Below are 20,620 nucleotides of genomic sequence, written 5' to 3'. Positions count from 1 at the left end.
TTCGTCGTATTCGGACTCACAGTGCCACCACAGGACCGGCACAAAGGGCGCTCAGCCGCCGCGATCATGGTTGTCGGCATGAGCCTTTCGACGCAGCCCTCGCCTGACGCTGCCACGACCCACGTCGATGCTCCGGTGCTCGACGTCGTCGTTCCGGTCTACAACGAAGAGGTCGATCTCGGGCCGTGCGTGCAGCGCCTGCACGCCTATCTGCGGGCCTACTTCCCGTACCGGTTCCGGATCACGATCGCCGACAACGCGAGCACCGACTCGACCGCGGACGTGGCCCGGTGGCTGTCGGCCGAACTGCCCGAGGTGCGCTGGGTGCACCTGCCCGAGAAGGGCCGGGGCCGCGCACTCAAGTACGTCTGGACCCATTCGGACGCGTCCGTGTTGGCGTACATGGACGTCGATCTGTCGACCGATCTGGGTGCGCTGCTGCCGCTGGTGGCCCCGCTGATCAGCGGGCATTCGGACCTGGCGATCGGCTCGCGCCTGGCCCGTGGCTCGCGGGTGGTGCGCGGGGCGAAGCGGGAGTTCATCTCGCGCAGCTACAACCTGATTTTGCGGGGCACGCTGTCGGCCCGTTTCTCCGACGCGCAGTGCGGTTTCAAGGCGATCCGCGGCGACGTGGCCGAGCGCCTGCTGCCGATGGTCGAGGACACGGGCTGGTTCTTCGACACCGAGATGCTGGTGCTGGCCGAGAGGGCCGGCCTGCGCATCCACGAGGTGCCGGTGGACTGGGTGGACGATCCGGACAGCCGGGTCGACATCGTCTCCACGGCCATGGCCGACCTGAAGGGCATCGTCCGTCTGCTGCGCGCGTTCGGCTCGGGCAAGCTACCCCTGGCCACCCTGCGTGAACAGCTGGGCCGCAACCCGCTGCCGGTCGAGGGTGTCCCCACGGGCCTGACCGGCCAGCTGATCCGCTTCGCGGGTGTGGGCGTGGCCAGCACGTTGGCCTACCTGGCCTTGTACGCGATCCTGCGCACGTTCGCCGGCCCGCAGTGGGCGAACTTCATCGCCTTGCTGGTCACGGCCATCGCGAACACGGCCGTGAACCGCCGCCTGACCTTCGGCGTCAGGGGCAACGACGGCGCGTGGCGCCACCAGGCCCAGGGCCTGATCGTCTTCGGGGTGGGCCTCCTGCTGACCAGCGGCTCGCTGGCCTTGCTGAACGCCACCTCGCCATCACACTCGAAGCCGGTCGAACTGGTGGTCCTGATCGCCGCCAACCTGCTGGCCACAGCGGTCCGGTTCCTGATGCTGCGAGTGTGGGTCTTCCGCTCCCGAGCCCGAGCCCGGGCCTGAGGCATCGCCGGCGCCGGGAGGGCGGCGCCGGACATCCCCGGAGACCTCAGCCCCGACGGAGAGTCGGCGCCGACTCCTACCCGGCGCCGTCTCTCCTCGTCGTAAGCACCCCGCGCTCTCTTCGTCGTAAGCACCCCGCGCGATGGCGCGAGCCGACCTTTCGCTGCCGCGGCCCCTGGTTGAGGCGCCGGAGCGGGTGGTCAGATCGGTGGCTGGCGGCGGTGACGGGGCCTTCGCTGCGTGATGGCGGCGATGACCACAGTGGTCGCGAAGACGGCGGCGACCGCGGCGCCGATCCACCAGCCGAGCACGCCGAGAGTGATGGCGGCGATCCACACGACCACGGCGGTGAGGATCAAGGTGAGTGGGGGTCGTCTCGACCGCGGCGGGTCGAGCTGCCCGCTGCTCATGCGGGCGCAGAACTCCGGATCATCCTGTTGCAGCTGGCGCTCCAACTGCGCCAGTCGACGGCTGTCTTCCCTGCTCAACATGACGCCACCTCCGCCTCGGCCAGCGGCCCTGATCGAACGGCACGCACTCCGATCAATGCCATTGTTACTCAGATGTTGCCTTCCGGATACCTCTTGATTCTGGCTCGCCACGCTGATCTGCATATGACCAGGCCAAAGAGATCCAACAAGCCCTCAGCGGCACCCCCGCCGACCGCGATCCGGGAGCCCACACCCACCAAGTGGGAATCCCCCAAGGCAATCCGGCCGCCGCCCAAACGATCACCAACGACGCGCAACCGAGGCGCGGGGCGTGTCTTGTCAGTCAAAAAGGACGGTTGCCTCGGGGACCTCTCGGGCTCGGGCCACCTCGGCCGCTTCGGTTTCGATCTGTTTGCGGCGGGCGGGTGGGACCTTGCCGAAGGGTGTGACGGTCAGGTCGACCCTCTTGCGGCCGGCGAGCTTGGCCCGCCAGACGCCGGCGATCTCGCCGTCGATCAGGAGGGCGCCCGGGTTGCCGATGACGCGCCAGACCTCCTTCTGCTGCGCGCGGTCGGGCACCAGGATGTCGCGGTCGCGGGCCTGGAGCAGCGCGTCCATTGGCGGGACGAAGCGGACACCCTTGGACCGCGCCGCGCCGGCGAGATCGTCGGTGGCGTCGGTGGGCAGCCACTTCTTCTTGCCGTCCACGGTGACCTCGGCCAGCCGCTCGACGGGCCAGGCCGATTTGATCTCGGCGGTGGAACTGCCCAGATATTTGCCGACTTCGAGGGGCGTGGCCGGGCCCAGGAAACGCAGGTACGTAAGGATCAGGTCGCCGATGCCCTCGTTCTCGTCGGGGCGCGGGGGCGCGCCGGGGATCGGGCCGAGCGTCGCGTCCTTGCCCCGCGACTGCACCTCGATGCCGCCGGGCAGGCCGGAATGCTGCCAGACGTTGCCCGCGATGTGGCGGGCCCGGCAGCTGCGGCAGTCGTAGGTCAGCGAGCGCGGCACCCGCTTGCTGACCTCGGTGCTCACCTCGCCGCGGGGCATCGGGCCGTGCACCACCTCGCGGAACGCCTCGGCGGTGACCCGGAAGGCCTCGACGCCCAGCTTCATGCCGTCGGGGATCTGGCCGCTCTGGATGCGCGCGGTGGCGTCGGCGTCGCTGATCGGCCACAACTGTTTGACCAGGGCCGCCAGGTCGGCGCGGCGATGCAGATGAGGGGCGCCGCGCGCGGCCCACACGGTGATCAGCCGGTCGTCGGTGAGCGGGCCACCGGTGCGCGCGGCCAGCGCGACCTGGGCCGAGCCGGGCGTGTATTCCTGCACGCCGAGGTCGAGAACGGGCAGATCGGACGGGCGAGCTTCGACACGCTCGGCCAGGCCGAGAGCGGCGACGCGGTACGCCATCACCTGTGCACGATCGACGCTGACCATGGCACACCTCCGGGAAGTTCAGGTGCGACGACCGTACCGCCGGGCTGCGACATTTTTGAGCCGTTCGCGGCGGGTGCCGGCCTGTCCCTCGACGAGTTCCCAGGTGTCGAGGCGACTGGAGCCGTACGGGCCTTCCTGAAGGATCGGCGGCTCGCCGGTCAGCCGATATCCGCAGCGCTGGGCCACGGCGGTGCTGGCGGTGTTCCGCGGGTCGATGCGCAGCAGCAGTCTGCTCAAGGTGAGCGTGCTACGGGCGTACGACGAAAGCAGTGACAGTGACCCCGACGCCAGCCCGCGCCGGCGATGATGCTTGCCCACCAGATAGCCCAGTTCGGCCTCTTTGAGGCCGAGGTCGACGCCGAAGAGCAGGACCTCGCCGAGCGGCCGTCCGCCGTCGGCGGTGATGGCGAGCTGGATGCGCGAACCGCTGACCCGGCCCTGGTGGGAGCGTTTGAGATAGGCGATGCCGGCCTCCACGTCGAACGGTGACGGCATCGGCGTCCACCGGGCGATCTCGGGCTCGTCGAGCATCTCGATCAGGTCGTCGAGGTCGTCGGACCGCCATTCGCGCAGCACGATGCCGTCCCCCGTCAAGGTGAGCGGGTACGGAAGACGGCCGGCCATGATTTCGATCCTGCCCGTAAGGGGCCGGTTGCAGCCAGTCTCGATCCATATCTGGCTCATGAGTGATTGCTCATGTCGCGAACGCTGGCGGATCTTGTGGAGATGTGGTGTGCGATATTTCGGCCGCGTGGCCCGCCGCCTAGCGTCATGATCATGAAAGCGATACGCGCCTGGCTGCTCGTCTTCGTCATCGGCCTGGTGCTGAGCGGCGTGACGGCTTTCCCGCTGGTCACCGAGGTGCGCGTGCTGGCCGACGTGCTGCATGCGGTGCCGGCGCCGGATGCGCTGGTCGCGTGGATCGACCGAGTGCGCGAGGGCCTCGAGGTGACCGGGACGAACTACCCCTTCATCGCGTACGGCACGGACTGGCTGGCCTTCGCGCATCTGATGATCGCCATCGCGTTCTGGGGGCCGTGGCGCGATCCGGTCCGCAACATCTGGGTGATCGAGTGGGGCATGATCTGCTGTCTCGCGATCATCCCGCTCGCGCTGATCGCCGGGCCGATCCGTGAACTGCCGTGGTGGTGGTTACTCATCGACATGTCGTTCGGGGTCTTCGGGATCATCCCGCTCATCGTCGTGCGCCGGCTGATCAAGCGGATGGCCACGGATTCTGCACCCTCAGTGCCCAATGTGGACGCTGTGGTGTGAGTTGATCGCCGAAGTCGTACGGTAATCGTTGTGGACGCAACTTCGGCCCGGCGCGGGGAGACGTACGGCGGGCGGTCGCGCGCGCAACGTTCCTCAGACCGCCGGGAGCGGATCGTGGCGTCGGCGGTCCATCTGTTCGGCACGCGCGACTACGACGACGTGACGGTCACCGACGTCTGCGCCGGGGCAAAAGTTTCCAAAAGGTACTTCTACGAGCATTTCCTCGACCGTGAAGACCTGGTGATCAAGGTGCAGCGGGAACGGAACGAGTGGCTGCTGCGCGGGGTCGCGGCGTCCGCCCCGCCGAACCCGGCCGACCTGGCCGACCTGTTCCGCCCGGCGCTGCGCACGCTGGTCGGCCTGCTGCGCGACAACCCGGAGACGGCACGCGTCATCTACATCAACGCGCCCCGGATGGAGACCCGCCGCCGCGGGGTGCTCCGCGAGGACGCCCAGTTCCTGGCGACCTTGCTCCGGGCGGTACGCCCACCGCAGGAGCAGGACCAGGGCCGGTACGACCGCACGCTGCTGGCCTTGGTCGCCGGAGTAAGCGAGGTCATCATCGACTGGATCACCCACGGCATGCCCGGCGACCCCGACGGCTTGGCCGACCACTTGACCTCGATCGCAGTGGCCCTGACCGAGAGCCTCTGACCCCTTTCGCGGCCTTTGCTGGGCTTCAGCTGAGGCGCGGGCTTCGCTGGGGCGCGGGCTTCAGCTTGGCTTGCGGCCGACGATGACGGTGCGGGTGGCGCGGACGACCAGGTCGTCGCGGCTCTTGATGCCGGCCACGATCGCGTCCAGCGCCTTCAGGTCGGCGGCCGGGAGGCGGTCGTCCATGCGGCCCCGGGCTCGGCCCAAGGAGATCTCGGCGTAGCGGCCCGTGGCGGCGGGCAGTGGCGGGCGCAAGTCGATGTCGAAGCGGCGGTCGGCTTCGACGGTGAAGCCGGCCTCGGTCAGCAAGGCCGGCCAGTTGGCGTGCATGTGCAGGCCGTGTTCGGCGCGCATCTTGTCGAGTTCGGCGTTCAGGCGTGCCTCCAGCTCCGCCTCCGGGCCCTCGGGCAGGAAGCTCGGGAACGAGTCGAGCTCGCTGACCACCAGGAGCCCGCCCGGGCGCAGCGCCGCCAGCGCCTCCCGGAGACCCCGGACCGGCTCGGCCAGGTGGTGCAGCGAGGCCGAGGCCCAGATCAGGTCGGCCGGCCCGAGGTCGGGCCACGGCTGGTCGAGGTCGGCCCGGACGGTCCGGATGCGGCTGTCACTGGCCTGGATGTGGGCCAGCATCTCGTCGTCCATGTCGACGGCGACCACCTCGGCCCCGGGCAGGGCGCGCAGGAGCGCGCGGCTGCCCACGCCGGTGCCCGCGCCCAGGTCGATGATCTTCGGCTGGGCCGGAGCCAGCGAGCCGACCCAGGTGATGACCTCGTTGTGATAGTCGCGCAGCACCTCGGCGTCGAGGTCGAGCAGCTCGGCGAAAGCGGTATGTGCCATGTCTCGAAGGTAGCCGGTTCTTGCGTCTGCGACATAGCATCTTGCGTATGACGCAAGACGGTGAGCTGGACTCCCTCGTCCGGCAGCGCATCCGCGGCCTGCGGATCGCCCGCGGCTGGTCGCTCGACGAGCTGGCGGCCCGCTGTTACCTGAGCCCGTCGACGCTCAGCCGCATCGAGACCGGCCATCGGCGGATCGCCCTCGACCAGCTGGCCCCGATCGCTCGGGCCCTCAGCATCACGCTCGACCAGCTCGTGGAGTCGGGCGCCGACGACGACGTGGTGATCCGCCCCCACCGCGACGACGCCCGCGGCATCACGACCTGGCTGCTCTCCCACGAGAGCAACCAGACCGTGGCCAAGCTGCGGGTCACCCGCACCATGCCGAAGGACCTGCGGGTGCACCCCGGCCGCGACTGGTTCACCGTGCTCTCCGGCACGATCATCCTGCGCCTGGGCGAGCGCACCATCACGGTCCGAGCCGGCGAGGCCGCCTCGTTCTCAACGATGGTCCCGCACGCCTTCGGCGCCCTGGACGGCCCGGCCGAGGTGCTGTGCATCCTCGACCACGAGGGCGAACGCTCCCACCTCCTCAACCACAGTGAGCATCACTGAGGGCCGCGCGCGGAGATCTCCATGCCGGCGGCACGAAGGCGCTCCACCAGGGTGTCGCCCAGAGCGGTGGCCGGCGTCAGGACACCACCCTCACCCTTCGGGAGGTCGACGGCCAGGGCCAGGGCGCTCTCGCCCAGCATGATCGCCGTGCCGCCGTAGCCGGGGTCGCGCCGAGCGCGGACCCGGGCCGTGTAGTGGGCCCCCGTGGTCGTGCGCGTGAAGACGTCGCAGGTGAAGTGGCCCTCGTCCGACGACGGCCCTTCCCCCGGTTTCGGCAGCACCCGGTCGATCACCCACCGGGTCGGCGGCAGCATGAGACCGGCCACGAGGGCGCCGAAGCCCAGCTTGACCCCGTTCGCGACCACCGGCGACACCAGCGGCGAGGCGCCCACGCTCATCAGTTCCCGATAGCGGAACCCGCGCCCGTACGCGAAACCTCGCAACGCGTTGGTGCGCCGCACGACCCGCGTGTTGTAGGACGCCATGAAGAACGGCGCGAGGGTCCCCCGCAGCGAGGGATCCACCCGGTCGCCCCGCACGGTGGCGACGTCGGACTGCCGGCCGAGGTCGGGCTCGGCGGCCCGGTCCGGGCTCAGCGAGTACGGGCTGGCCGCGATCCGCCTCTTCGCCGGCTCCCGCTTGATCGTGTCGAGCTGGTGCCGCAGCGAGTCGATAGTGCCGCCGCTGACCCCGCCGCGCAGGCTCGTCACGACCATCGCGGTGTCGGTGAGCTCGCCCGCGCCGTCACCGCGCACGGCCTCGTTCACGACGTGCACCCCGAGGTCGGACGGGATCGAGTCGAACCCGCACGAATGCACGATCCGAGCCCCCGTGCCGCGAGCCACCTCGTGGTTGTCGTCAATGCTCTGACGTGCGAAAAGAACCTCCCCGGTCAGGTCGAGATAGTCGGTTCCGGCCTTGGCGCAGGCGTCCACCAATGGCTTGCCGTATTTCGCGTACGGCCCCACGGTGGTGACCAGAACCCGCGTGGCCGCCGCGATCCGGGCGACCGCGCCGGCATCACCGGCGTCGGCGACCAGGATCGGCCAATCGACACCGAGCCGGCGTTTCACGGCTTCGAGTTTGCTTTCGGAGCGCCCGGCCAGCGCGATCCGGACGCCATCGGGGGAATGCTCGGCCAGATGCCGTGCCACCAGCGCTCCGACGAAGCCGGAAGCACCGTAGACGACGATGTCGTGCTCGATCATGGTTGCCAATTCTCCAACAAGCCCCCTGAATGCGCGCGACACGATAACGTCGATCTCGCCTATTCCTATAAGAATCCGGCGGGCGCCCTTTCACGGGCGCCGCTGGTCCGTGCGGGCGGAACGCCGAATCCTGCCGCCGCCCGGCGGAACACATCATTACGGCATGGAGCGGGGGACCCGAGTTCTTCGGCGCTTTGGCGCGCCTCGGGGTGAAGCCGCGCACGCGCGGCCGGGCACCTCAGCCCGAACCCGACAGCTGACCTCGTAGGCGTGGAGGACTCTCTGTCATGGCACACATGTGCAAACCTGCCCGCGTCACCCTGGGTCTGGCCGCCGCAGCAGTCACTCTGGCCGCCCCCGTCACGCCGGCACTCGCTTCACCCTCAGCCGCCTCGCTCGCGAAGGGCGGCTCGGTCAACTGGGATGCCATCGCCGAGTGCGAATCCGGCGGCAACTGGGGCATCAACACCGGCAACGGCTACTACGGCGGTCTGCAATTCAGCCGCAGCACCTGGCGCTCCCACGGCGGGCACCGTTTCGCTCGCACCGCCGACCAGGCATCGCGCGCGGAACAAATCCAAATCGCCGAGCTGGTACGCCGTTCCCAAGGCCTGGGCGCATGGCCGACTTGCGGCCGAAAAGCTTCTTCTACCCGGCAATATCGCGGCACAAACACCGAAGGTCTCGCGATCACCCGCAAATCCACCGCCAAGGCTCCTTCCACAGCTTCATCCACAGGCCGTTACTACGTAGTGCGACCCGGCGACACCCTCGCCTCAATCGCCGCCAAGGCGAACGTGCAAGGCGGCTGGCGAACCCTCTATCGCCTGAACAAGGCCGCTTTGAACAACCCGCATCGCATCTTCCCGGGCCAGCCTCTGGCCCTGTGAAATCACCGCTCCACCCGGGCCGGCGCCGGGCTCACGACCGCGGAGTCTGGAACTCGGGCTGGTCGAGAACGCGCAGCCAACTGCCGTCGGGCTGGCGGCGGACCACCTGGGCCCGCGCGCCGGACCCGTCGCGCGGAGGCGTGGACGTCAGCGCCAGGTCGCCGCTCAGCAGGGTCGGCAGGGGCTGCTCGGGCTCGACGGCCGGCATGTGGGGCAACGCCTCTTCCCACATGCGCCGGATGGCGGCCCGGCCGACGGTCTGGCGGCCGGGCGGATAGGCCATCACGGCCTCCTCCTCGTAGAGCAGGGCGAGACCCTCGGCGTCTTTGGCGTTGGCGCGCTCGACGAACAGGCGGGTCAGGTCTTCGGGGCGCTGGGCCTTCTCTCGTTCGGTCATGGGTTCAGCCTTCTCGGGGGCGGATGAGAAGTCCAACGCATGGTTCTCATGGGAACTAGAATCCGCGGTTATGGAGCTGCGGCAGCTGGAATACTTCGTCACGGTCGCCGAGGAAGCCAACTTCACCCGGGCCGCCGAGCGGGTGCACATCAGCCAGTCAGGGGTGAGCGCCCAGGTCAAGGCGCTGGAGCACGAGCTCGGGGCGGAGCTGTTCGACCGTTCGGGGCGGGTCGCCCGGCTCACCGAGGCCGGGGTGGCCGCGCTTCCGTACGCCCGGGCGGCGCTGGACGCCGCCGCCGATCTCCGTCAGGCCGTCGACGAGGTGAGAGGGCTCGTCCGTGGGCATGTGACGATCGGGATGGTGACCGGCTGCGAGATCACGCCGCTGTTCGCGGGGATCGCCGGCTTTCATGCCGAGCACCCGGGCATCGAGCTCGAGCTGACCGAGGGCGACTCCGGCGATCTGATCGCCGGAGTCCGGGCCGGCGCGATCGACGTCGCGCTCGTCGGCATCGCCGGCGAGCCGCCCGAGCACCTCGCCGCCCACATCATCGTGAGCGAAGGCCTGGTCGCGCTCGTCCCGCCCGGCACGAGCGTGGGAGACGATCGCGTCTCGTTGGTGGACCTCATGGCGTATCCCATCGTCACGCTGCCGCCAGGCACGGGGATCCGTGCCGTTCTCGACGAGGCCTGCGTGGCGGCGAAGTTGATCCCCGACGTCGCGCTGGTCGCGTCGGCGCCCGCGACCGTCGCCGAGCTCGCGTCGCGCGGCCTGGGCGTGGCGGTGCTGAGCGAGTCCATGGCCAGCGCGTTTCCGCAGCTCAAGGCCGTGCCGATCGATGACGTGGGAATGCCCGCGCTGCTCGCCCTCGTGTGGCGGAAACGGGCGAGCGTAGCGCTGGGCGCCTTGCTTCCGCATCTTCGCGACGCCTTCGCTGTGGACAACCGGGAGGCTGTGGATAACCAGGAGACCCGTCCCGCCGAACTGGATAACGTCTCGGCATGACTGACACCCCGCTCCGGCAGAAGCTCCGCGAGGCCCTCCCGGCCGCGATGAAGGCCAGGGACCGCGCCGCTGTCGCGGCTTTGCGGGCGACACTCGCGGCGATAGACAACGCCGAGGCCGTGTCGGCCGAGGGAGGTACGCCGAAGAGCCTGGCCATCGAAACCTTGCCGGGCGTCGGGGCGACCGAGGTGGCCCGCCGGGTGCTGACCGAGGAGGATGTCCGGCGGATCGTCCGGGCCGAGGCCGACGACCGGGAACAGGCCGCCGCCGAATACGCCGGCCTGGGCCGGCCCGAGCGGGCCGAGCAGTTGCGCGCCGAGGCCGGCGCTCTGACCGCCTACCTCTGAGAGAAGTCGTGCTTCACACGCGCCGCGGGCACCCGCAGCGCCTCCAGCTCCTTCACCACCGTTTCCACCATGGATTCGGGGCCCGACACGTAGAAGTCGTGATGTGACCAGGGGCCGTGCGCGGAGACGGCCTCCGTGACGTCCGCCGTCGTGCGCACGATCGTCAGCCAGGGATGGCGGTCGGCGAGCCGGTCCAGCGACCAGCGGTCGTAGAAGGCGCCGTCGTCCCGCTCGGCACGGAAGAGGTGGATCCATCGTGTCCGGTTGTACCTCGACAGCTCGTCGATCAGCGCCTTGGCCGGGGCGAGCCCGGTGCCAGCGGTGATGAAGACCAGATCTCTTCGGGAGTACGGGTTGAGTGTCATCGATCCACTCGGCGCACCGAGCCGGAGGGTGTCGCCGGGCTTGAGCCGTTCGACGAGAGCGGCCGACACCCCGGACGGCGATCCGGCGCGCACGTGGAACTCGAGCACCCGGTCGAGCCGCGGGGCGTTCGCCATCGAGTACGGCGATGTCTGCCACGGCCGGTACGGGCACTCGATCTCCACGTGCTGCCCGGGCCGGAACGGCAGCGCCCGGCGGGTACGGCACGTGAAGACCGCGACGTCGGACCCGCGGCGCTCGTGGGTGAGCACTTCCGCGGGCCACCACTGCGAGGCCGCCATTGCGGAAGCGTCACCGATCACCCGCTCCGGCGCGACGGACAAAAAGTGCGAGACGCTAGTCCGCCAGCTCGGACAATTCCACTTCCGGGGAGGCCAGCCGGGCCCGGTCGACGGTGGCGCCCGACCGGATCAGCGCCTCGATCTGGTCGGAGACATCCCAGACGTTGACGTTCATCCCGGCCGCGACCTTGCCGTCGACCAGCCAGAACGCGATGAACTCGCGGCTCGCGAGATCGCCGCGGATCACCACCTCGGCGTCGGCCGGTGCGTGGCCGGTGTATTCCATGCCGAGGTCGTACTGGTCGGTGAAGAAGAACGGCAGCCGGTCGTAGACGACGTCCTCGCCCAGCATGGCCCGGGCCGCGACCGGTCCACTGCGGATCGCCGTGTCCCAGTGCTCCACGCGGATGCGATGGCCCAGCCGCGGATGGTCGATGTTCGCGATGTCGCCGGCCGCGAAGATGTCGGGGTCGCTGCTGGCCAGCCTCGACGAGACGAGCACGCCGTTGTCGACGGCGAGACCGGCGGCGGCCGCGAGCGAGACGTTCGGGGTCACGCCGATGCCGGCCACGACCACGTCGGCCGGCAGCGACGTGCCGTCGGCCAGGCGCACGCCGTCGGCCGTCACCTCGGTGACGTGCGTGTTCATGCGCAGCTCGGTGCCGTTGGCCCGGTGCAGGTCGGCGAAGACCTGGGCGATCCGGTCGCCCAGGATGTGCTGCAAGGGCAGGGCCGACGTGCCGACGACGGTGACCTGACCGCCCCGGCTCCGCGCGGCGGCGGCGACCTCGAGGCCGATCCAGCCGGCGCCGACCACCACGAGGCGGGTGTCTTTGGTGACGGCTTCGTCGATGCGGTGTGAGTCGTCGAGCGTACGCAGCAGGAGCGCCCGATCGCCGCCCGGCACGTCCAGGCGGCGTGGGGACGAGCCGGTGGCCAGCAGCAACTTCTCGTAGTCGACCTCGTCGCCGTTGTCGAGCCGCACCGACCTGGTGGCACGGTCGAGGGCGGTCGCGGTGACGCCGAGGCGCAGGTCGACGCCGTGCTCCGCGTACCAGTCGGTGGAGTGCACGAAGACGCTCTCGGGCGAGTCGTTGCCGAGCAACAGGCCCTTGGAGAGCGGCGGACGTTCGTACGGCCGGACGGCCTCCGATCCGATCAGCGTGACCGGGCCCTCGAAGCCGGACACGCGCAGGGTCTCGACCGCTTTGGCGCCGGCCAGGCCGCCACCCACCACGACATAGGTCATGGGCTCATCATTCACCAGCGCGGACGTACGGCTCGAATTTTTCTTGCCGAACCTCTTGGCACTCACCCGGCGACAGTGCTAAAAAATGTCTTGTCGGTGCTGCTCACAGGCTCACCGACCTCGGCAGAACTGATCTGAGCCGAGCGCCACGCGCTCGCCGGGCAGGCCGGCGAGCCGTCTCCAGGAGGTGGTTTTCCGTGGTGCTGACTTTCGATCCCTTCCGCGAGTTCGACCGTCTCGCGGGGCAGATGCTCGGTGGCGGCAACTCCATCGCGATGCCGATCGACCTCTACCGTTCCGGTGACCATTTCGTGCTGCACTGCGACCTCGCCGGCATCGACCCGGGCTCGGTCGACGTGGGCGTCGACGGGCGGGTGCTGACCATTCGCGCCGAGCGTTCGCCGCGCACCGACGAAGAGGTGCAGTGGGTCCGCCGCGAGCGCGCCACCGGCACCTTCGAGCGCCGGCTCACGCTGGGCGACGGCCTCGACCTCGACCGGATCGAGGCGACCTGGCAGGACGGCGTGCTGACGCTGACCATTCCGGTCGCCGAGGCGGCCAAGCCGCGCCGCATCGCCATCAACACCTCGCCCGCCACGGGCGACCGCGCGCTCGAGAGCGCGTAAGACCTTCTGCCCTTACGGCCCGGTGGGTGATGCGCCCGCCGGGCCTTCGGCCATTTTCTCCACGGCCGCCATCAGCAGGTCGACGCCGAAGGCGAAATATCTCTCCAGGTCGGCCGCCTCGGCGTACGTCTCCCCGAACTGGACGAGCATCGGGAACTGATCCGGCGGCAGGCACACCAGCTCCAGCCGGCGCTGCCGTCGCCACTCGGCCGCTTCCTCCGGGCCCGCCTGCGCCGGGGCCTCCGGCTGGGCCTGTAGCAGGCCGATCACGCCGTGCATCAGGTACGACGCGATCCAGTAGCTCTCCTGCACCGTGAATCCGGCGCGGGTCAGCAGCATCAGCGCGTCGTTCGTGGCGCGGGTGAAGCTGGCCGTGCGGGACTTCTCCACCAGGGCCAGCAGGTCGGGCAGGATCGGATGCCGCCGCATGACGGCCAGCAGCGCCTCGACCATCGCGCGGACCTGTTTCTGCCACGGATCGCCGGCGCCGCGATCGGCCCGCACGGTGGACAGCGCGTGGTCGGCGATGCCGAGCAGCAGCTCTTCCTTGTTTTTGAAATGCCAGTACAGGGCCATCGGCGTGACGCCGAGCTCCTGAGCCAGACGACGGATCGTCACGGCCTCGAGCCCGTGCTCGTCACCGATCTGCAGCGCCCGCTCGGCCACCGCGGTCCTGCTCAGCTTCTCCCCTGCCACTTGACAACCATACAACGTACAGGTGTCATGTACGAGGTACATGTACGCCGTATATGTACGTCGTACGGGAGGGTGGCAATGGACAAGAACCGACGGTGGTGGGCGCTGGTCGCGGTCGCGCTCGGCACCTTCATGACGTACCTCGACAACAACGTGGTCAACGTGGCCCTCCCCTCGATCCAGCGGGACCTCGGCCTCTCGCTCGAGGGCCTGGAATGGATCGCCAGCGCGTATGTCCTGGTCTTCGCGGGTCTGCTGCTGGCCGGCGGGCGGATCGCCGACGTGCTCGGGCAGCGCGGGGCCTTCTACGCGGGGCTCGCGATCTTCACGGTGGCGTCGGTCGGCGCCGGCCTGGCCCAGAACCAGGAGATGCTGATCGGGGCGCGGGCCGTGCAGGGCGTGGGGGCGGCCCTGCTGACACCGGCGGCGCTGGCCCTGCTCACGTCGCTCTTCCCCGACCCGCGCGAACGCGGGACGGCCATCGGCATCTGGGGTGGCGTGGGGGCGCTCGCCCTGGCCTTCGGGCCGCTGACCGGCGGCTGGCTCAGCGAACACGTGTCCTGGGGCTGGATCTTCCTGATCAACCTGCCGATCGGGATCGCGACGTTCGCGCTGGCCGCCTGGAGCATTCCGGCCCTGAGCCGCGGCACCACGCGGGGCCTCGACCTGCCGGGTGTGATCACTTCGTCGCTGTCGCTCTTCACACTGACGTACGCCCTGATCGAAGGCGAGTCGGACGGCTGGACCTCACCGGGGATCCTCGTGGCGTTCGGCGCCGCGCTGGTCTCGGCGATCGCGTTCGTGGTCATCGAGACGCGCTCGGCCAATCCGATGATCGACCTGGCCGTCTTCCGGCTGCGGGTCTTCAGTGGAGGGTTGCTGGCCATGGGCCTGTGGGCGTTCGGCGTCTTCGGCATCTACTTCTACATGGCGATCTACATGCAGAACGTGCTCGGCTTCTCCCCCACCGCGGCCGGGGCCGCGTTCGTGCCGATGGCGCTGGTCATGGCGGTCATGGCGACGGTCGCGCCCCGGTTGGAGGCACGGTTCGGGGCCGGGCGGACGGTCGCGGCGGCGCTGGCGTTGATGGCTGCGTCTGTGGCGGGCATTTCCTCGTACGGCGAAGGAACCTCGTATGTGGCTCTTCTGCCCTGGTTCCTGGTCTACGGGGTCGGCGGAGGTCTGCTGGTGCCGCTCAACAACGTGATCGTGGGGACGCTGCCGGCGTCGCGGGCGGGCATCGCCAGCGGCATGCTGAACGTGTCGCGCGAGGTGTTCGGCCTGCTGGGCATCACGATCCTCGGCGCGATCCTGACGAACCGGTCGAACGCCGCCACCGGCTCGGAGATGCACCGCTATCTGGCGGGCTACCAGTTCTCGCTGGTGGTGGCGGCGATCCTGGTGGCGGTGGGGGTGCCGATCGCGCTGTGGACGCTGCGCACGGTGAAGCCGACCGCCGAGGAGGTCGAGGAAAAGGTGCCGGAGCTGGTCTAATCGTCGGTTGTGACGACCAGGGAACCTCGCCTAGAGATCGAGTACTGCACCCAGTGCCGCTGGCTTCTGCGAGCGGCCTGGACCGCGCAGGAACTCCTGACCACGTTCCAGAAGGAGCTGGGCGAGGTGGCCCTGGTCCCCGGCACCGGCGGCATCTTCGAGATCAAGCTGGGCGACGAGCTGCTGTGGTCCCGCAAGGAGCAGGGCGGTTTCCCCGAGCTCCCCGACCTCAAGCGCATGGTCCGAGACCGCATTGCCCCCGGCCGAAGCCTCGGCCACACCGACCGGGCCGCGGAGTAGGTCAGCTACGACGGCGGCGCAGGACCAGGACGACGCCACCGACCACGATGAGGGCGCCGGCGACCATGGCGATCACCCAACCGGTGTTGCTGGAGGACTCGTCGTCGGAGACCAGAGCGGCCGGTGGCGCTTCGGTGGTGGGCGCCTCGGTGGTCGGCGTGGGGGAAGGGGCGGCGGCTGGGGAACTGGTCACCGGGGCGGTCACGGTGAACTTGTAGGAGCCCTTCACCGGGTGGCCGTCCTTGGAGACCACGTCGTAAGCGACCGTGTATTCGCCGTTGGGCAGTGGGGCGAACGTGATGGTGCCGGTGGCGCCCTCGATCTTCGGGGCGGAGGCCGTCACGGGGGTGGCGCCGGTGATCGTGATTGTGGTGGCGGTGGGGTTCAGCTTTTGCAGGAAGCGGAGCTTCACGCTTTCCGGGGCCTTCTTCACCGTGGCGTTCTTGGCCGGGGTGGCCTCGGCCAGGGAATTGTGTGCCCACGCGGGGGCGCCGGGCAGCAGGACCGCGACGGCGGCGACCAGGGCCAGCGCCAGGCGAGAGGTGAGACGGCTCATCGGTCGGAAGTCCTTCTGCTAGGGCTGGGTCTTCATGGCTTTACGGATGGCTCCTGGTTAGTCGTTCACCGCAAGGACCGAGTTCCCGCGTACGTCTGTGGGCGTACCGGCGTTGCCGCTCGCGGGCGGATTCGTGATGCGGCGCCGCGTCGAAGTATCGGTCCCATGAAGACGATTTCGGTGATGGGGCTGGTTGTCGGCGCGGTGGGGATCGGGCTGCTGTGGGCCGGCGGGGTGGAGTTCCCGGTGGCGGTGCCGCCGGGAATCGTCATCCTGCTCGTGGGGGCGGTGTTCGTCGCGTGGGCGCCCTGGCGGTGGGCGCCGGCCGTCAGTGTGGGGCTCGGCGTGTTCATCACCGTGGGCTTTCTGATCAGCGGGACCGGCTTCGACAACCTCAGCGGCGACGAAGGCGCGCTGGTCGCCGCGGGTCAGGCCATTCAGCTGGCCGGGGTCTGGGTGGCGGCGGTGAGCGGGGCGCTGGCGCTGCGAAGGTCGGCCACTACGGGTGCCTGATCAGGGTCGGGCGGGGGGATCTCACCGATCCGGGACATCGGGTGCCGTCCATACGCTCCGAGGGTGCAGGTGGTCGACGAAATCCTGGGGGCTCTCCCGCCCGTGCTGGTGCTGGTCGTGGTGGCGGCGCTGGTGGCGGGGGAAGCGGCGTTCGTCGCGGGGCTTGTGCTGCCGTCGGCCACCGCGCTGGTGGCGCTGGGGCTGCTCGCCAACGAGGGGGTGGTGGGCATCGGCCCGGCGCTGGCCAGCGCGGTGGTCGCGGGGCTGGCCGGAGGGAACTTCGCGTTCTTCGCGGGGCAGCGCAAGCCGCCCAAGGAGCACAAGAAGGCGGAGCGGCTCTTCGAACGCTACGGCGGGCGGGCGGTCTTCCTCGGCCAGTGGGTGGTGGGGGCGCGAACACTGGTGCCGCGGCTGGCCGGGCGGAAACGGGTGCCTTATCGCCGCTTCGCGGCATTTCATACCCCGGCGGTCATTCTCTGGGCGACGTGGCTGGTGGGTGCGAGCTTTCTTGCCGGGGCCTCGTACGACGTACTGGCCGCCCGCGCCGGAAGAGCCGGCGGCGCCCTGGCCGTGTTGACGGCGCTCATCGTCGCTCTCGTGCTCGCGGGGCGCTGGTTCGGCCGCCATCCGGGTCTGAAGGTCCGCGTTCCGCTGCCATTTCCGGGCCTCACCACCCGTAGCCGGCTGCCGCTTCCGAGTGTTCTGATCCGCAGCCCGCTGCTGGTCAGCCTGGGTCTACTCGCCGGGGCGGCCTTTCTGCTGGTCGTGGCGATTCCGCCCATCGTGCGGTTCAGCGGTCTCGCCGAAGCCGACGAAGCGGTCGCGCGCTGGGCCCGTGGGGAATGGACCTCGGACGGCTATGACTTCGCGCTCGGGCTCGCCACCTCGGTGAGCCCGGAGGCGCTGCTCGGCGTGGCCGCGGCGATCTCGGTGGGCGGGTGGCTGTTCGGCCATTGGGCGCGCGGGACCCGGCCCGATCTGCCGGGCCTGTTCCGGTGCCTGGCGCCCGTGCTGCCGATGGTGATTCTGTCGATCACCCTGGAGCTGCTCGATCCGGTCGACTGGACCCGGCCGGACGCGCTCGTCCTGCCGTCACTCGGCGAGTTCGACGGGCCGTTGCCGTCCGCCGCCGCCGGGTCGGCGCTGGCGACCATGGCCGCCGGCGAGACCGCGCGCCTGGCCGCCGTCGTGGGGCTGCTGGCCTGGCTCGTCGTGCAACGGATCGGGACGAGACGGACGCAGGTGGCATTGTGGACGATCGCGGCGATCGCCGTCACCGTCTGTGCCGGGTCGTGGGTCTACCTGGGCTGGAGCCGGCTCAGTGAGACGGTCGCCGCGGTGATGCTCGGCGTGGCCTGGGCGGCGCTCAACGCGGGAATCTGGTCGACCCGTCGGCCGATCGACGAAAACCGTCGGACCCTTGCTCTAACGTGACGCCCGTGAACCTGATGGACCGGGCCCGCGCGGCCGTCGACGCCCTGGAGCGGCTCGTCGGCGGGCTCGGCACGGCCATCCTGGCCATCGGCACGCTCGTGTGGGTGGCGGCGGTCGCGGTCACCAGCGTCGTCGGGGTCGGCCTGCCGTTCGTGCACAGCGCGGCCCGGGCCTTGCGGGCCGCCACGGGCCGGGAGCGGGCGCGTCTTTCCCGCTGGGGTCCCGAGATCATCGAGCCCGATCCGCTGCCGCCGGGGTTGCGGGCGGCCCGCGATCTGGTGGTGTGGCGCGAGCTCGCCTGGGTGGTCGTGCACTCCACGTGGGGCATGGTTCTCGGCATTCTCGGCATCAGCCTGCCGCTTGCCGCGGTGCAAGATCTGACCTTCCCACTGTGGTGGACGCTGGTGCCGGTGGGCACGGGTCCGAGCCTCGTTTTCTGGTATGTCGACGGGTTCTTCGGGGCACTGCTGGTTTGCTTGTACGGGGTTTTCTGGCTGGCCGTCTGCGTCTTCGGTCACCCGCTCCTGGCCCGGGCGCAGGCCTGGCCGGGCCGCAAGCTGCTGGCCCCGCCGGCCGGCGCCGACCTGTCCCTGCGGGTGGCCCAGCTGACCGCGACGCGGGCCGCCGCGCTCGACGCGCACGCGGCCGAGCTGCGCCGCATCGAGCGGTCGCTGCACGACGGCGCGCAGAACAGGCTGGTCGCCGTGACCGTGCTGCTGGGCGCGGCGCGAAGACAGGTGGCCCGCGATCCCGAGGGGGCCGGTGAGCTTCTCGAGCGGGCGCAGGGCGCGGCCGAGCAGGCGCTGGCCGAGTTGCGGACGGTGGTGAAGACGATCCTGCCGCCGGTGCTCGACGGGCGTGGGCTCGACGGTGCGCTGAAGGCGCTGACCGCCGACAGCGGTGTGCCGTGCAAGCTCGAGGTCGACCTGCCCGGGCGGTGTGCGGCGTCGGTCGAGGCGACCGCCTACTTCGTGGTGGCCGAGGCGCTCACGAACATCACCCGGCACAGCCGGGCGACCAGCGCGACGGTGTCGGTGAGCATCGCGGAGCGGAACCTGCGCATCCGGGTCGAGGACGACGGACGGGGCGGCGCCGACGAGGCGAACGGGTCGGGCATCAAAGGCATCCGGCGGCGCGTCGAGGCGTACGACGGGAAATTGACCTTGGAGAGCCCGCCGGGCGGGCCGACGACGATGTGGGTGGAGCTGCCGTGCGGATCGTGATCGCCGAGGACGACCCGCTGCTGCGGGAGGGGCTGGCGTTGCTGCTGCGGGCCGAGGGGCTCGACGTGGTGGCGACGACCGACTCGCCCGAGCCGTTCCTGGAGGCGGTCGACAAGCACGAGCCGGATGTGGCGATCGTCGACGTCCGGATGCCGCCGACGCACACCGACGAGGGCATCGTGGCCGCGGTCGAGGCGCGGCGGCGCCGGCCCGAGTTGGCGGTGCTGGTGCTGTCGGCGTACGTGGAGCAGGCTTTCGCCACCGATCTGCTGGCCGGTGGGGCGGCCAAGCTGGGCTATCTGCTCAAGGAGCGGGTCGGGCGGGTCGAGGAGTTCCTGGTGGCGCTGCACCGGGTGGCCGACGGCGGGACGGCGATCGACCCCGAGGTGGTCGGGTTGCTGCTGGCGCGGCAGCGGCCGGAGAGCTCGCTGGCCCGGCTCAGCCCGCGGGAGCGTGACGTGCTGGCGCTGATGGCCGAGGGGCTCGGCAACACGGCGATCGCCGAGAAGCTGGTCGTGACCGAGGGCGCCGTGCACAAACACATCCGCAGCATCTTCGCCAAGCTCGATCTGCCCCCGGACGACCGCGCCGACCGCCGCGTGACGGCCGTCCTCCGCTACCTGGAGGCGGCCCGGTAGTACAGCCTGCTGTACCCCGGACTGGGCAGTTAGCCGGATCGATCATCGGGGGGCGCGGAAATAGCGTTTTCGGCATGGACGCAGTCATCAGGATCGAGCAGCTCACTCGGACATATGCCAGGGACGGGCAGAAGGTCACGGCCCTCGCTGGAGTCGACGCCGCCTTTGGGCGCGGCACCTTCACGGCGATCATGGGGCCGTCCGGATCGGGGAAGAGCACTCTGCTGCAGACTGCGGCGGGGCTCGACCGGCCCAGCTCGGGGAAGGTCTGGATCGGCGACACCGAGCTGTCGAAGCTCAACGAGACCAAGCTGACCGAGCTTCGGCGGGACCGGATCGGGTTCGTCTTCCAGGCGTTCAACCTGATCGGGGCGCTGACCGTCGAGGAGAACATTCTCCTGCCGGGGCGGCTGTCCGGCCTGCTGCCGGATCCGCGCTGGGTGTCCGAAGTGGTGGAACGGGTCGGCCTCACGCAGCGGCTCCGGCACCGGCCCGCCCAGCTGTCCGGCGGGCAGCAGCAGCGCGTCGCCATCGCGCGCGCCCTCGCCGTACGGCCGGAAGTGATCTTCGCGGATGAGCCGACCGGGGCCCTGGACACGACGTCGGCCGGTGAGGTGCTGGCGTTGCTGCGGTCGGCCGTCACCGACTACCGGCAGACCGTTGTCATGGTCACCCACGATCCGGTGGCCGCGTCGTACGCCGATCGCGTTCTTCTGCTGGCCGACGGCCGGATCGTGCACGACACGCCGCAGCCGGGGGCCGACCGGATCGCCGAGATGCTGGCCTCGCTGGGCCGCCGCCTCGTGACCGTGGAGGGCTGAC

At 70.1% G+C, this 20,620-nt stretch carries 25 protein-coding genes and 1 riboswitch; of the genes, 15 read left to right on the top strand and 10 right to left on the bottom strand.

Features of this window, described 5'->3' with window-relative positions; all coding sequences use genetic code 11:
* Nucleotides 1-78 precede the first annotated feature (78 nt).
* Nucleotides 79-1,311 (top strand): bifunctional glycosyltransferase family 2/GtrA family protein, encoded by a 1,233-nt coding sequence (locus ACQP2X_RS03100; protein WP_498694222.1) that lies wholly within the window; start codon nucleotides 79-81, stop codon nucleotides 1,309-1,311.
* A gap of 200 nt (nucleotides 1,312-1,511) precedes the next feature.
* On the opposite strand, the gene ACQP2X_RS03095 is transcribed toward ACQP2X_RS03100, so the two are convergent.
* From ACQP2X_RS03095 to ACQP2X_RS03085, 3 genes are all read right to left on the bottom strand, one after another.
* Nucleotides 1,512-1,802 carry a DUF3040 domain-containing protein gene (locus tag ACQP2X_RS03095; protein WP_498694221.1) on the bottom strand — a complete coding sequence of 97 codons (291 nt, stop codon included), beginning with the start codon at nucleotides 1,800-1,802 and terminating at the stop codon, nucleotides 1,512-1,514.
* A gap of 279 nt (nucleotides 1,803-2,081) precedes the next feature.
* Entirely contained in the window at nucleotides 2,082-3,179 is a 1,098-nt protein-coding gene (locus tag ACQP2X_RS03090; RefSeq protein ID WP_498694219.1) for a winged helix DNA-binding domain-containing protein, read from the bottom strand.
* Between the two features lie 18 nt (nucleotides 3,180-3,197).
* Nucleotides 3,198-3,803: a GNAT family N-acetyltransferase gene (locus ACQP2X_RS03085; RefSeq protein WP_498694218.1), complete on the bottom strand. Its 606-nt coding sequence runs from the start codon at nucleotides 3,801-3,803 to the stop codon at nucleotides 3,198-3,200.
* A 153-nt stretch (nucleotides 3,804-3,956) separates the two neighbouring features.
* Here ACQP2X_RS03085 and ACQP2X_RS03080 point away from each other — a divergent pair, with 153 nt between their 5' ends.
* Entirely contained in the window at nucleotides 3,957-4,454 is a 498-nt protein-coding gene (locus tag ACQP2X_RS03080; protein WP_498694217.1) for a hypothetical protein, read from the top strand.
* A 30-nt stretch (nucleotides 4,455-4,484) separates the two neighbouring features.
* On the top strand, nucleotides 4,485-5,108 hold the full coding sequence (locus ACQP2X_RS03075; RefSeq protein WP_498694215.1) for a TetR/AcrR family transcriptional regulator: 624 nt from the start codon (nucleotides 4,485-4,487) through the stop codon (nucleotides 5,106-5,108).
* 60 nt (nucleotides 5,109-5,168) lie between these two features.
* Here the strand turns inward: ACQP2X_RS03075 and ACQP2X_RS03070 are convergent, their stop codons facing one another.
* Entirely contained in the window at nucleotides 5,169-5,942 is a 774-nt protein-coding gene (locus ACQP2X_RS03070; RefSeq protein ID WP_498694214.1) for a class I SAM-dependent methyltransferase, read from the bottom strand.
* 47 nt (nucleotides 5,943-5,989) lie between these two features.
* Between ACQP2X_RS03070 and ACQP2X_RS03065 the strand changes: the two genes are divergently transcribed.
* The gene (locus ACQP2X_RS03065; RefSeq protein ID WP_498694212.1) at nucleotides 5,990-6,556 is read left to right on the top strand and encodes a helix-turn-helix domain-containing protein; all 567 of its coding nucleotides are present in this window, start codon (nucleotides 5,990-5,992) and stop codon (nucleotides 6,554-6,556) included.
* Here the strand turns inward: ACQP2X_RS03065 and ACQP2X_RS03060 are convergent.
* Entirely contained in the window at nucleotides 6,550-7,764 is a 1,215-nt protein-coding gene (locus tag ACQP2X_RS03060; protein WP_498694211.1) for a saccharopine dehydrogenase family protein, read from the bottom strand. The genes ACQP2X_RS03065 and ACQP2X_RS03060 overlap by 7 nt on opposite strands.
* 111 nt (nucleotides 7,765-7,875) lie before the next feature.
* A riboswitch (cyclic di-AMP (ydaO/yuaA leader) is annotated at nucleotides 7,876-8,050 on the top strand.
* 10 nt (nucleotides 8,051-8,060) lie between these two features.
* Between ACQP2X_RS03060 and ACQP2X_RS03055 the strand changes: the two genes are divergently transcribed.
* Nucleotides 8,061-8,654 carry a transglycosylase family protein gene (locus tag ACQP2X_RS03055; protein ID WP_498694210.1) on the top strand — a complete coding sequence of 198 codons (594 nt, stop codon included), beginning with the start codon at nucleotides 8,061-8,063 and terminating at the stop codon, nucleotides 8,652-8,654.
* Between the two features lie 31 nt (nucleotides 8,655-8,685).
* Here the strand turns inward: ACQP2X_RS03055 and ACQP2X_RS03050 are convergent, their stop codons facing one another.
* Nucleotides 8,686-9,051, bottom strand: a complete 366-nt coding sequence (locus tag ACQP2X_RS03050; RefSeq protein ID WP_498694208.1) for a YybH family protein — start codon at nucleotides 9,049-9,051, stop codon at nucleotides 8,686-8,688.
* 70 nt (nucleotides 9,052-9,121) lie between these two features.
* On the opposite strand from ACQP2X_RS03050, the gene ACQP2X_RS03045 reads away from it, so the two are divergent.
* Nucleotides 9,122-10,057 (top strand): LysR family transcriptional regulator, encoded by a 936-nt coding sequence (locus ACQP2X_RS03045; RefSeq protein ID WP_498694207.1) that lies wholly within the window; start codon nucleotides 9,122-9,124, stop codon nucleotides 10,055-10,057.
* A complete protein-coding gene (locus ACQP2X_RS03040; protein WP_498694205.1) occupies nucleotides 10,054-10,404 on the top strand; it encodes a GatB/YqeY domain-containing protein in 351 nt (116 codons plus the stop codon). Before ACQP2X_RS03045 ends, ACQP2X_RS03040 begins: the two co-directional genes overlap by 4 nt.
* Here ACQP2X_RS03040 and ACQP2X_RS03035 read toward each other — a convergent pair.
* On the bottom strand, nucleotides 10,395-11,069 hold the full coding sequence (locus ACQP2X_RS03035) for an FAD-binding oxidoreductase (RefSeq protein WP_498694203.1): 675 nt from the start codon (nucleotides 11,067-11,069) through the stop codon (nucleotides 10,395-10,397). The genes ACQP2X_RS03040 and ACQP2X_RS03035 overlap by 10 nt on opposite strands.
* Nucleotides 11,070-11,124: 55 nt before the next feature.
* Nucleotides 11,125-12,318 carry an NAD(P)/FAD-dependent oxidoreductase gene (locus ACQP2X_RS03030; RefSeq protein WP_498694201.1) on the bottom strand — a complete coding sequence of 398 codons (1,194 nt, stop codon included), beginning with the start codon at nucleotides 12,316-12,318 and terminating at the stop codon, nucleotides 11,125-11,127.
* 197 nt (nucleotides 12,319-12,515) lie between these two features.
* On the opposite strand from ACQP2X_RS03030, the gene ACQP2X_RS03025 reads away from it, so the two are divergent.
* Nucleotides 12,516-12,944 carry an Hsp20/alpha crystallin family protein gene (locus ACQP2X_RS03025; protein ID WP_498694200.1) on the top strand — a complete coding sequence of 143 codons (429 nt, stop codon included), beginning with the start codon at nucleotides 12,516-12,518 and terminating at the stop codon, nucleotides 12,942-12,944.
* A gap of 12 nt (nucleotides 12,945-12,956) precedes the next feature.
* Here ACQP2X_RS03025 and ACQP2X_RS03020 read toward each other — a convergent pair whose 3' ends face one another.
* Nucleotides 12,957-13,640: a TetR/AcrR family transcriptional regulator gene (locus tag ACQP2X_RS03020; RefSeq protein WP_498694198.1), complete on the bottom strand. Its 684-nt coding sequence runs from the start codon at nucleotides 13,638-13,640 to the stop codon at nucleotides 12,957-12,959.
* 78 nt (nucleotides 13,641-13,718) lie between these two features.
* Between ACQP2X_RS03020 and ACQP2X_RS03015 the strand changes: the two genes are divergently transcribed.
* A complete protein-coding gene (locus tag ACQP2X_RS03015; RefSeq protein ID WP_498694196.1) occupies nucleotides 13,719-15,134 on the top strand; it encodes a DHA2 family efflux MFS transporter permease subunit in 1,416 nt (471 codons plus the stop codon).
* Between the two features lie 9 nt (nucleotides 15,135-15,143).
* Nucleotides 15,144-15,434, top strand: coding sequence for an Rdx family protein (locus tag ACQP2X_RS03010; protein WP_498694195.1), 291 nt, complete (start codon nucleotides 15,144-15,146; stop codon nucleotides 15,432-15,434).
* A 1-nt stretch (nucleotide 15,435) separates the two neighbouring features.
* On the opposite strand, the gene ACQP2X_RS03005 is transcribed toward ACQP2X_RS03010, so the two are convergent.
* Nucleotides 15,436-15,990 carry a copper resistance CopC family protein gene (locus tag ACQP2X_RS03005; RefSeq protein WP_498694194.1) on the bottom strand — a complete coding sequence of 185 codons (555 nt, stop codon included), beginning with the start codon at nucleotides 15,988-15,990 and terminating at the stop codon, nucleotides 15,436-15,438.
* Between the two features lie 165 nt (nucleotides 15,991-16,155).
* On the opposite strand from ACQP2X_RS03005, the gene ACQP2X_RS03000 reads away from it, so the two are divergent.
* The 5 genes from ACQP2X_RS03000 (at nucleotide 16,156) to ACQP2X_RS02980 (ending at nucleotide 20,619) form a co-directional block, all read left to right on the top strand.
* A complete protein-coding gene (locus ACQP2X_RS03000; protein WP_498694193.1) occupies nucleotides 16,156-16,503 on the top strand; it encodes a hypothetical protein in 348 nt (115 codons plus the stop codon).
* Nucleotides 16,504-16,566: 63 nt separating this feature from the next.
* Nucleotides 16,567-17,937 (top strand): DedA family protein, encoded by a 1,371-nt coding sequence (locus ACQP2X_RS02995; protein ID WP_498694192.1) that lies wholly within the window; start codon nucleotides 16,567-16,569, stop codon nucleotides 17,935-17,937.
* A 14-nt stretch (nucleotides 17,938-17,951) separates the two neighbouring features.
* Nucleotides 17,952-19,160 carry a sensor histidine kinase gene (locus ACQP2X_RS02990; protein WP_498700782.1) on the top strand — a complete coding sequence of 403 codons (1,209 nt, stop codon included), beginning with the start codon at nucleotides 17,952-17,954 and terminating at the stop codon, nucleotides 19,158-19,160.
* A complete protein-coding gene (locus ACQP2X_RS02985) occupies nucleotides 19,148-19,798 on the top strand; it encodes a response regulator (RefSeq protein ID WP_498694191.1) in 651 nt (216 codons plus the stop codon). The genes ACQP2X_RS02990 and ACQP2X_RS02985 overlap by 13 nt, the downstream gene beginning before the upstream one ends.
* 74 nt (nucleotides 19,799-19,872) lie before the next feature.
* Entirely contained in the window at nucleotides 19,873-20,619 is a 747-nt protein-coding gene (locus ACQP2X_RS02980; protein WP_498694190.1) for an ABC transporter ATP-binding protein, read from the top strand.
* The last annotated feature ends 1 nt before the right edge of the window (nucleotide 20,620 follow it).

This window comes from Actinoplanes sp. CA-131856, assembly GCF_050956135.1.
Lineage (GTDB): Bacteria > Actinomycetota > Actinomycetes > Mycobacteriales > Micromonosporaceae > Actinoplanes.
Note: the sequence above shows the minus strand (reverse complement) of the source record. Positions and strands in the feature narration are given on the sequence as shown.

Excerpts from the sequence above, each read along its gene's own strand:
- ACQP2X_RS03100 (WP_498694222.1), top strand. The coding sequence starts at position 79 with ATGAGCCTTTCGACGCAGCCCTCGCCTGACGCTGCCACGACCCACGTC.
- ACQP2X_RS03095 (WP_498694221.1), bottom strand. The coding sequence starts at position 1,802 with ATGTTGAGCAGGGAAGACAGCCGTCGACTGGCGCAGTTGGAGCGCCAG.
- ACQP2X_RS03090 (WP_498694219.1), bottom strand. The coding sequence starts at position 3,179 with ATGGTCAGCGTCGATCGTGCACAGGTGATGGCGTACCGCGTCGCCGCT.
- ACQP2X_RS03085 (WP_498694218.1), bottom strand. The coding sequence starts at position 3,803 with ATGGCCGGCCGTCTTCCGTACCCGCTCACCTTGACGGGGGACGGCATC.
- ACQP2X_RS03080 (WP_498694217.1), top strand. The coding sequence starts at position 3,957 with ATGAAAGCGATACGCGCCTGGCTGCTCGTCTTCGTCATCGGCCTGGTG.
- ACQP2X_RS03070 (WP_498694214.1), bottom strand. The coding sequence starts at position 5,942 with ATGGCACATACCGCTTTCGCCGAGCTGCTCGACCTCGACGCCGAGGTG.
- ACQP2X_RS03065 (WP_498694212.1), top strand. The coding sequence starts at position 5,990 with ATGACGCAAGACGGTGAGCTGGACTCCCTCGTCCGGCAGCGCATCCGC.
- ACQP2X_RS03060 (WP_498694211.1), bottom strand. The coding sequence starts at position 7,764 with ATGATCGAGCACGACATCGTCGTCTACGGTGCTTCCGGCTTCGTCGGA.
- ACQP2X_RS03055 (WP_498694210.1), top strand. The coding sequence starts at position 8,061 with ATGTGCAAACCTGCCCGCGTCACCCTGGGTCTGGCCGCCGCAGCAGTC.
- ACQP2X_RS03050 (WP_498694208.1), bottom strand. The coding sequence starts at position 9,051 with ATGACCGAACGAGAGAAGGCCCAGCGCCCCGAAGACCTGACCCGCCTG.
- ACQP2X_RS03045 (WP_498694207.1), top strand. The coding sequence starts at position 9,122 with ATGGAGCTGCGGCAGCTGGAATACTTCGTCACGGTCGCCGAGGAAGCC.
- ACQP2X_RS03040 (WP_498694205.1), top strand. The coding sequence starts at position 10,054 with ATGACTGACACCCCGCTCCGGCAGAAGCTCCGCGAGGCCCTCCCGGCC.
- ACQP2X_RS03035 (WP_498694203.1), bottom strand. The coding sequence starts at position 11,069 with ATGGCGGCCTCGCAGTGGTGGCCCGCGGAAGTGCTCACCCACGAGCGC.
- ACQP2X_RS03030 (WP_498694201.1), bottom strand. The coding sequence starts at position 12,318 with ATGACCTATGTCGTGGTGGGTGGCGGCCTGGCCGGCGCCAAAGCGGTC.
- ACQP2X_RS03015 (WP_498694196.1), top strand. The coding sequence starts at position 13,719 with ATGGACAAGAACCGACGGTGGTGGGCGCTGGTCGCGGTCGCGCTCGGC.
- ACQP2X_RS03005 (WP_498694194.1), bottom strand. The coding sequence starts at position 15,990 with ATGAGCCGTCTCACCTCTCGCCTGGCGCTGGCCCTGGTCGCCGCCGTC.
- ACQP2X_RS03000 (WP_498694193.1), top strand. The coding sequence starts at position 16,156 with ATGAAGACGATTTCGGTGATGGGGCTGGTTGTCGGCGCGGTGGGGATC.
- ACQP2X_RS02990 (WP_498700782.1), top strand. The coding sequence starts at position 17,952 with ATGGACCGGGCCCGCGCGGCCGTCGACGCCCTGGAGCGGCTCGTCGGC.
- ACQP2X_RS02980 (WP_498694190.1), top strand. The coding sequence starts at position 19,873 with ATGGACGCAGTCATCAGGATCGAGCAGCTCACTCGGACATATGCCAGG.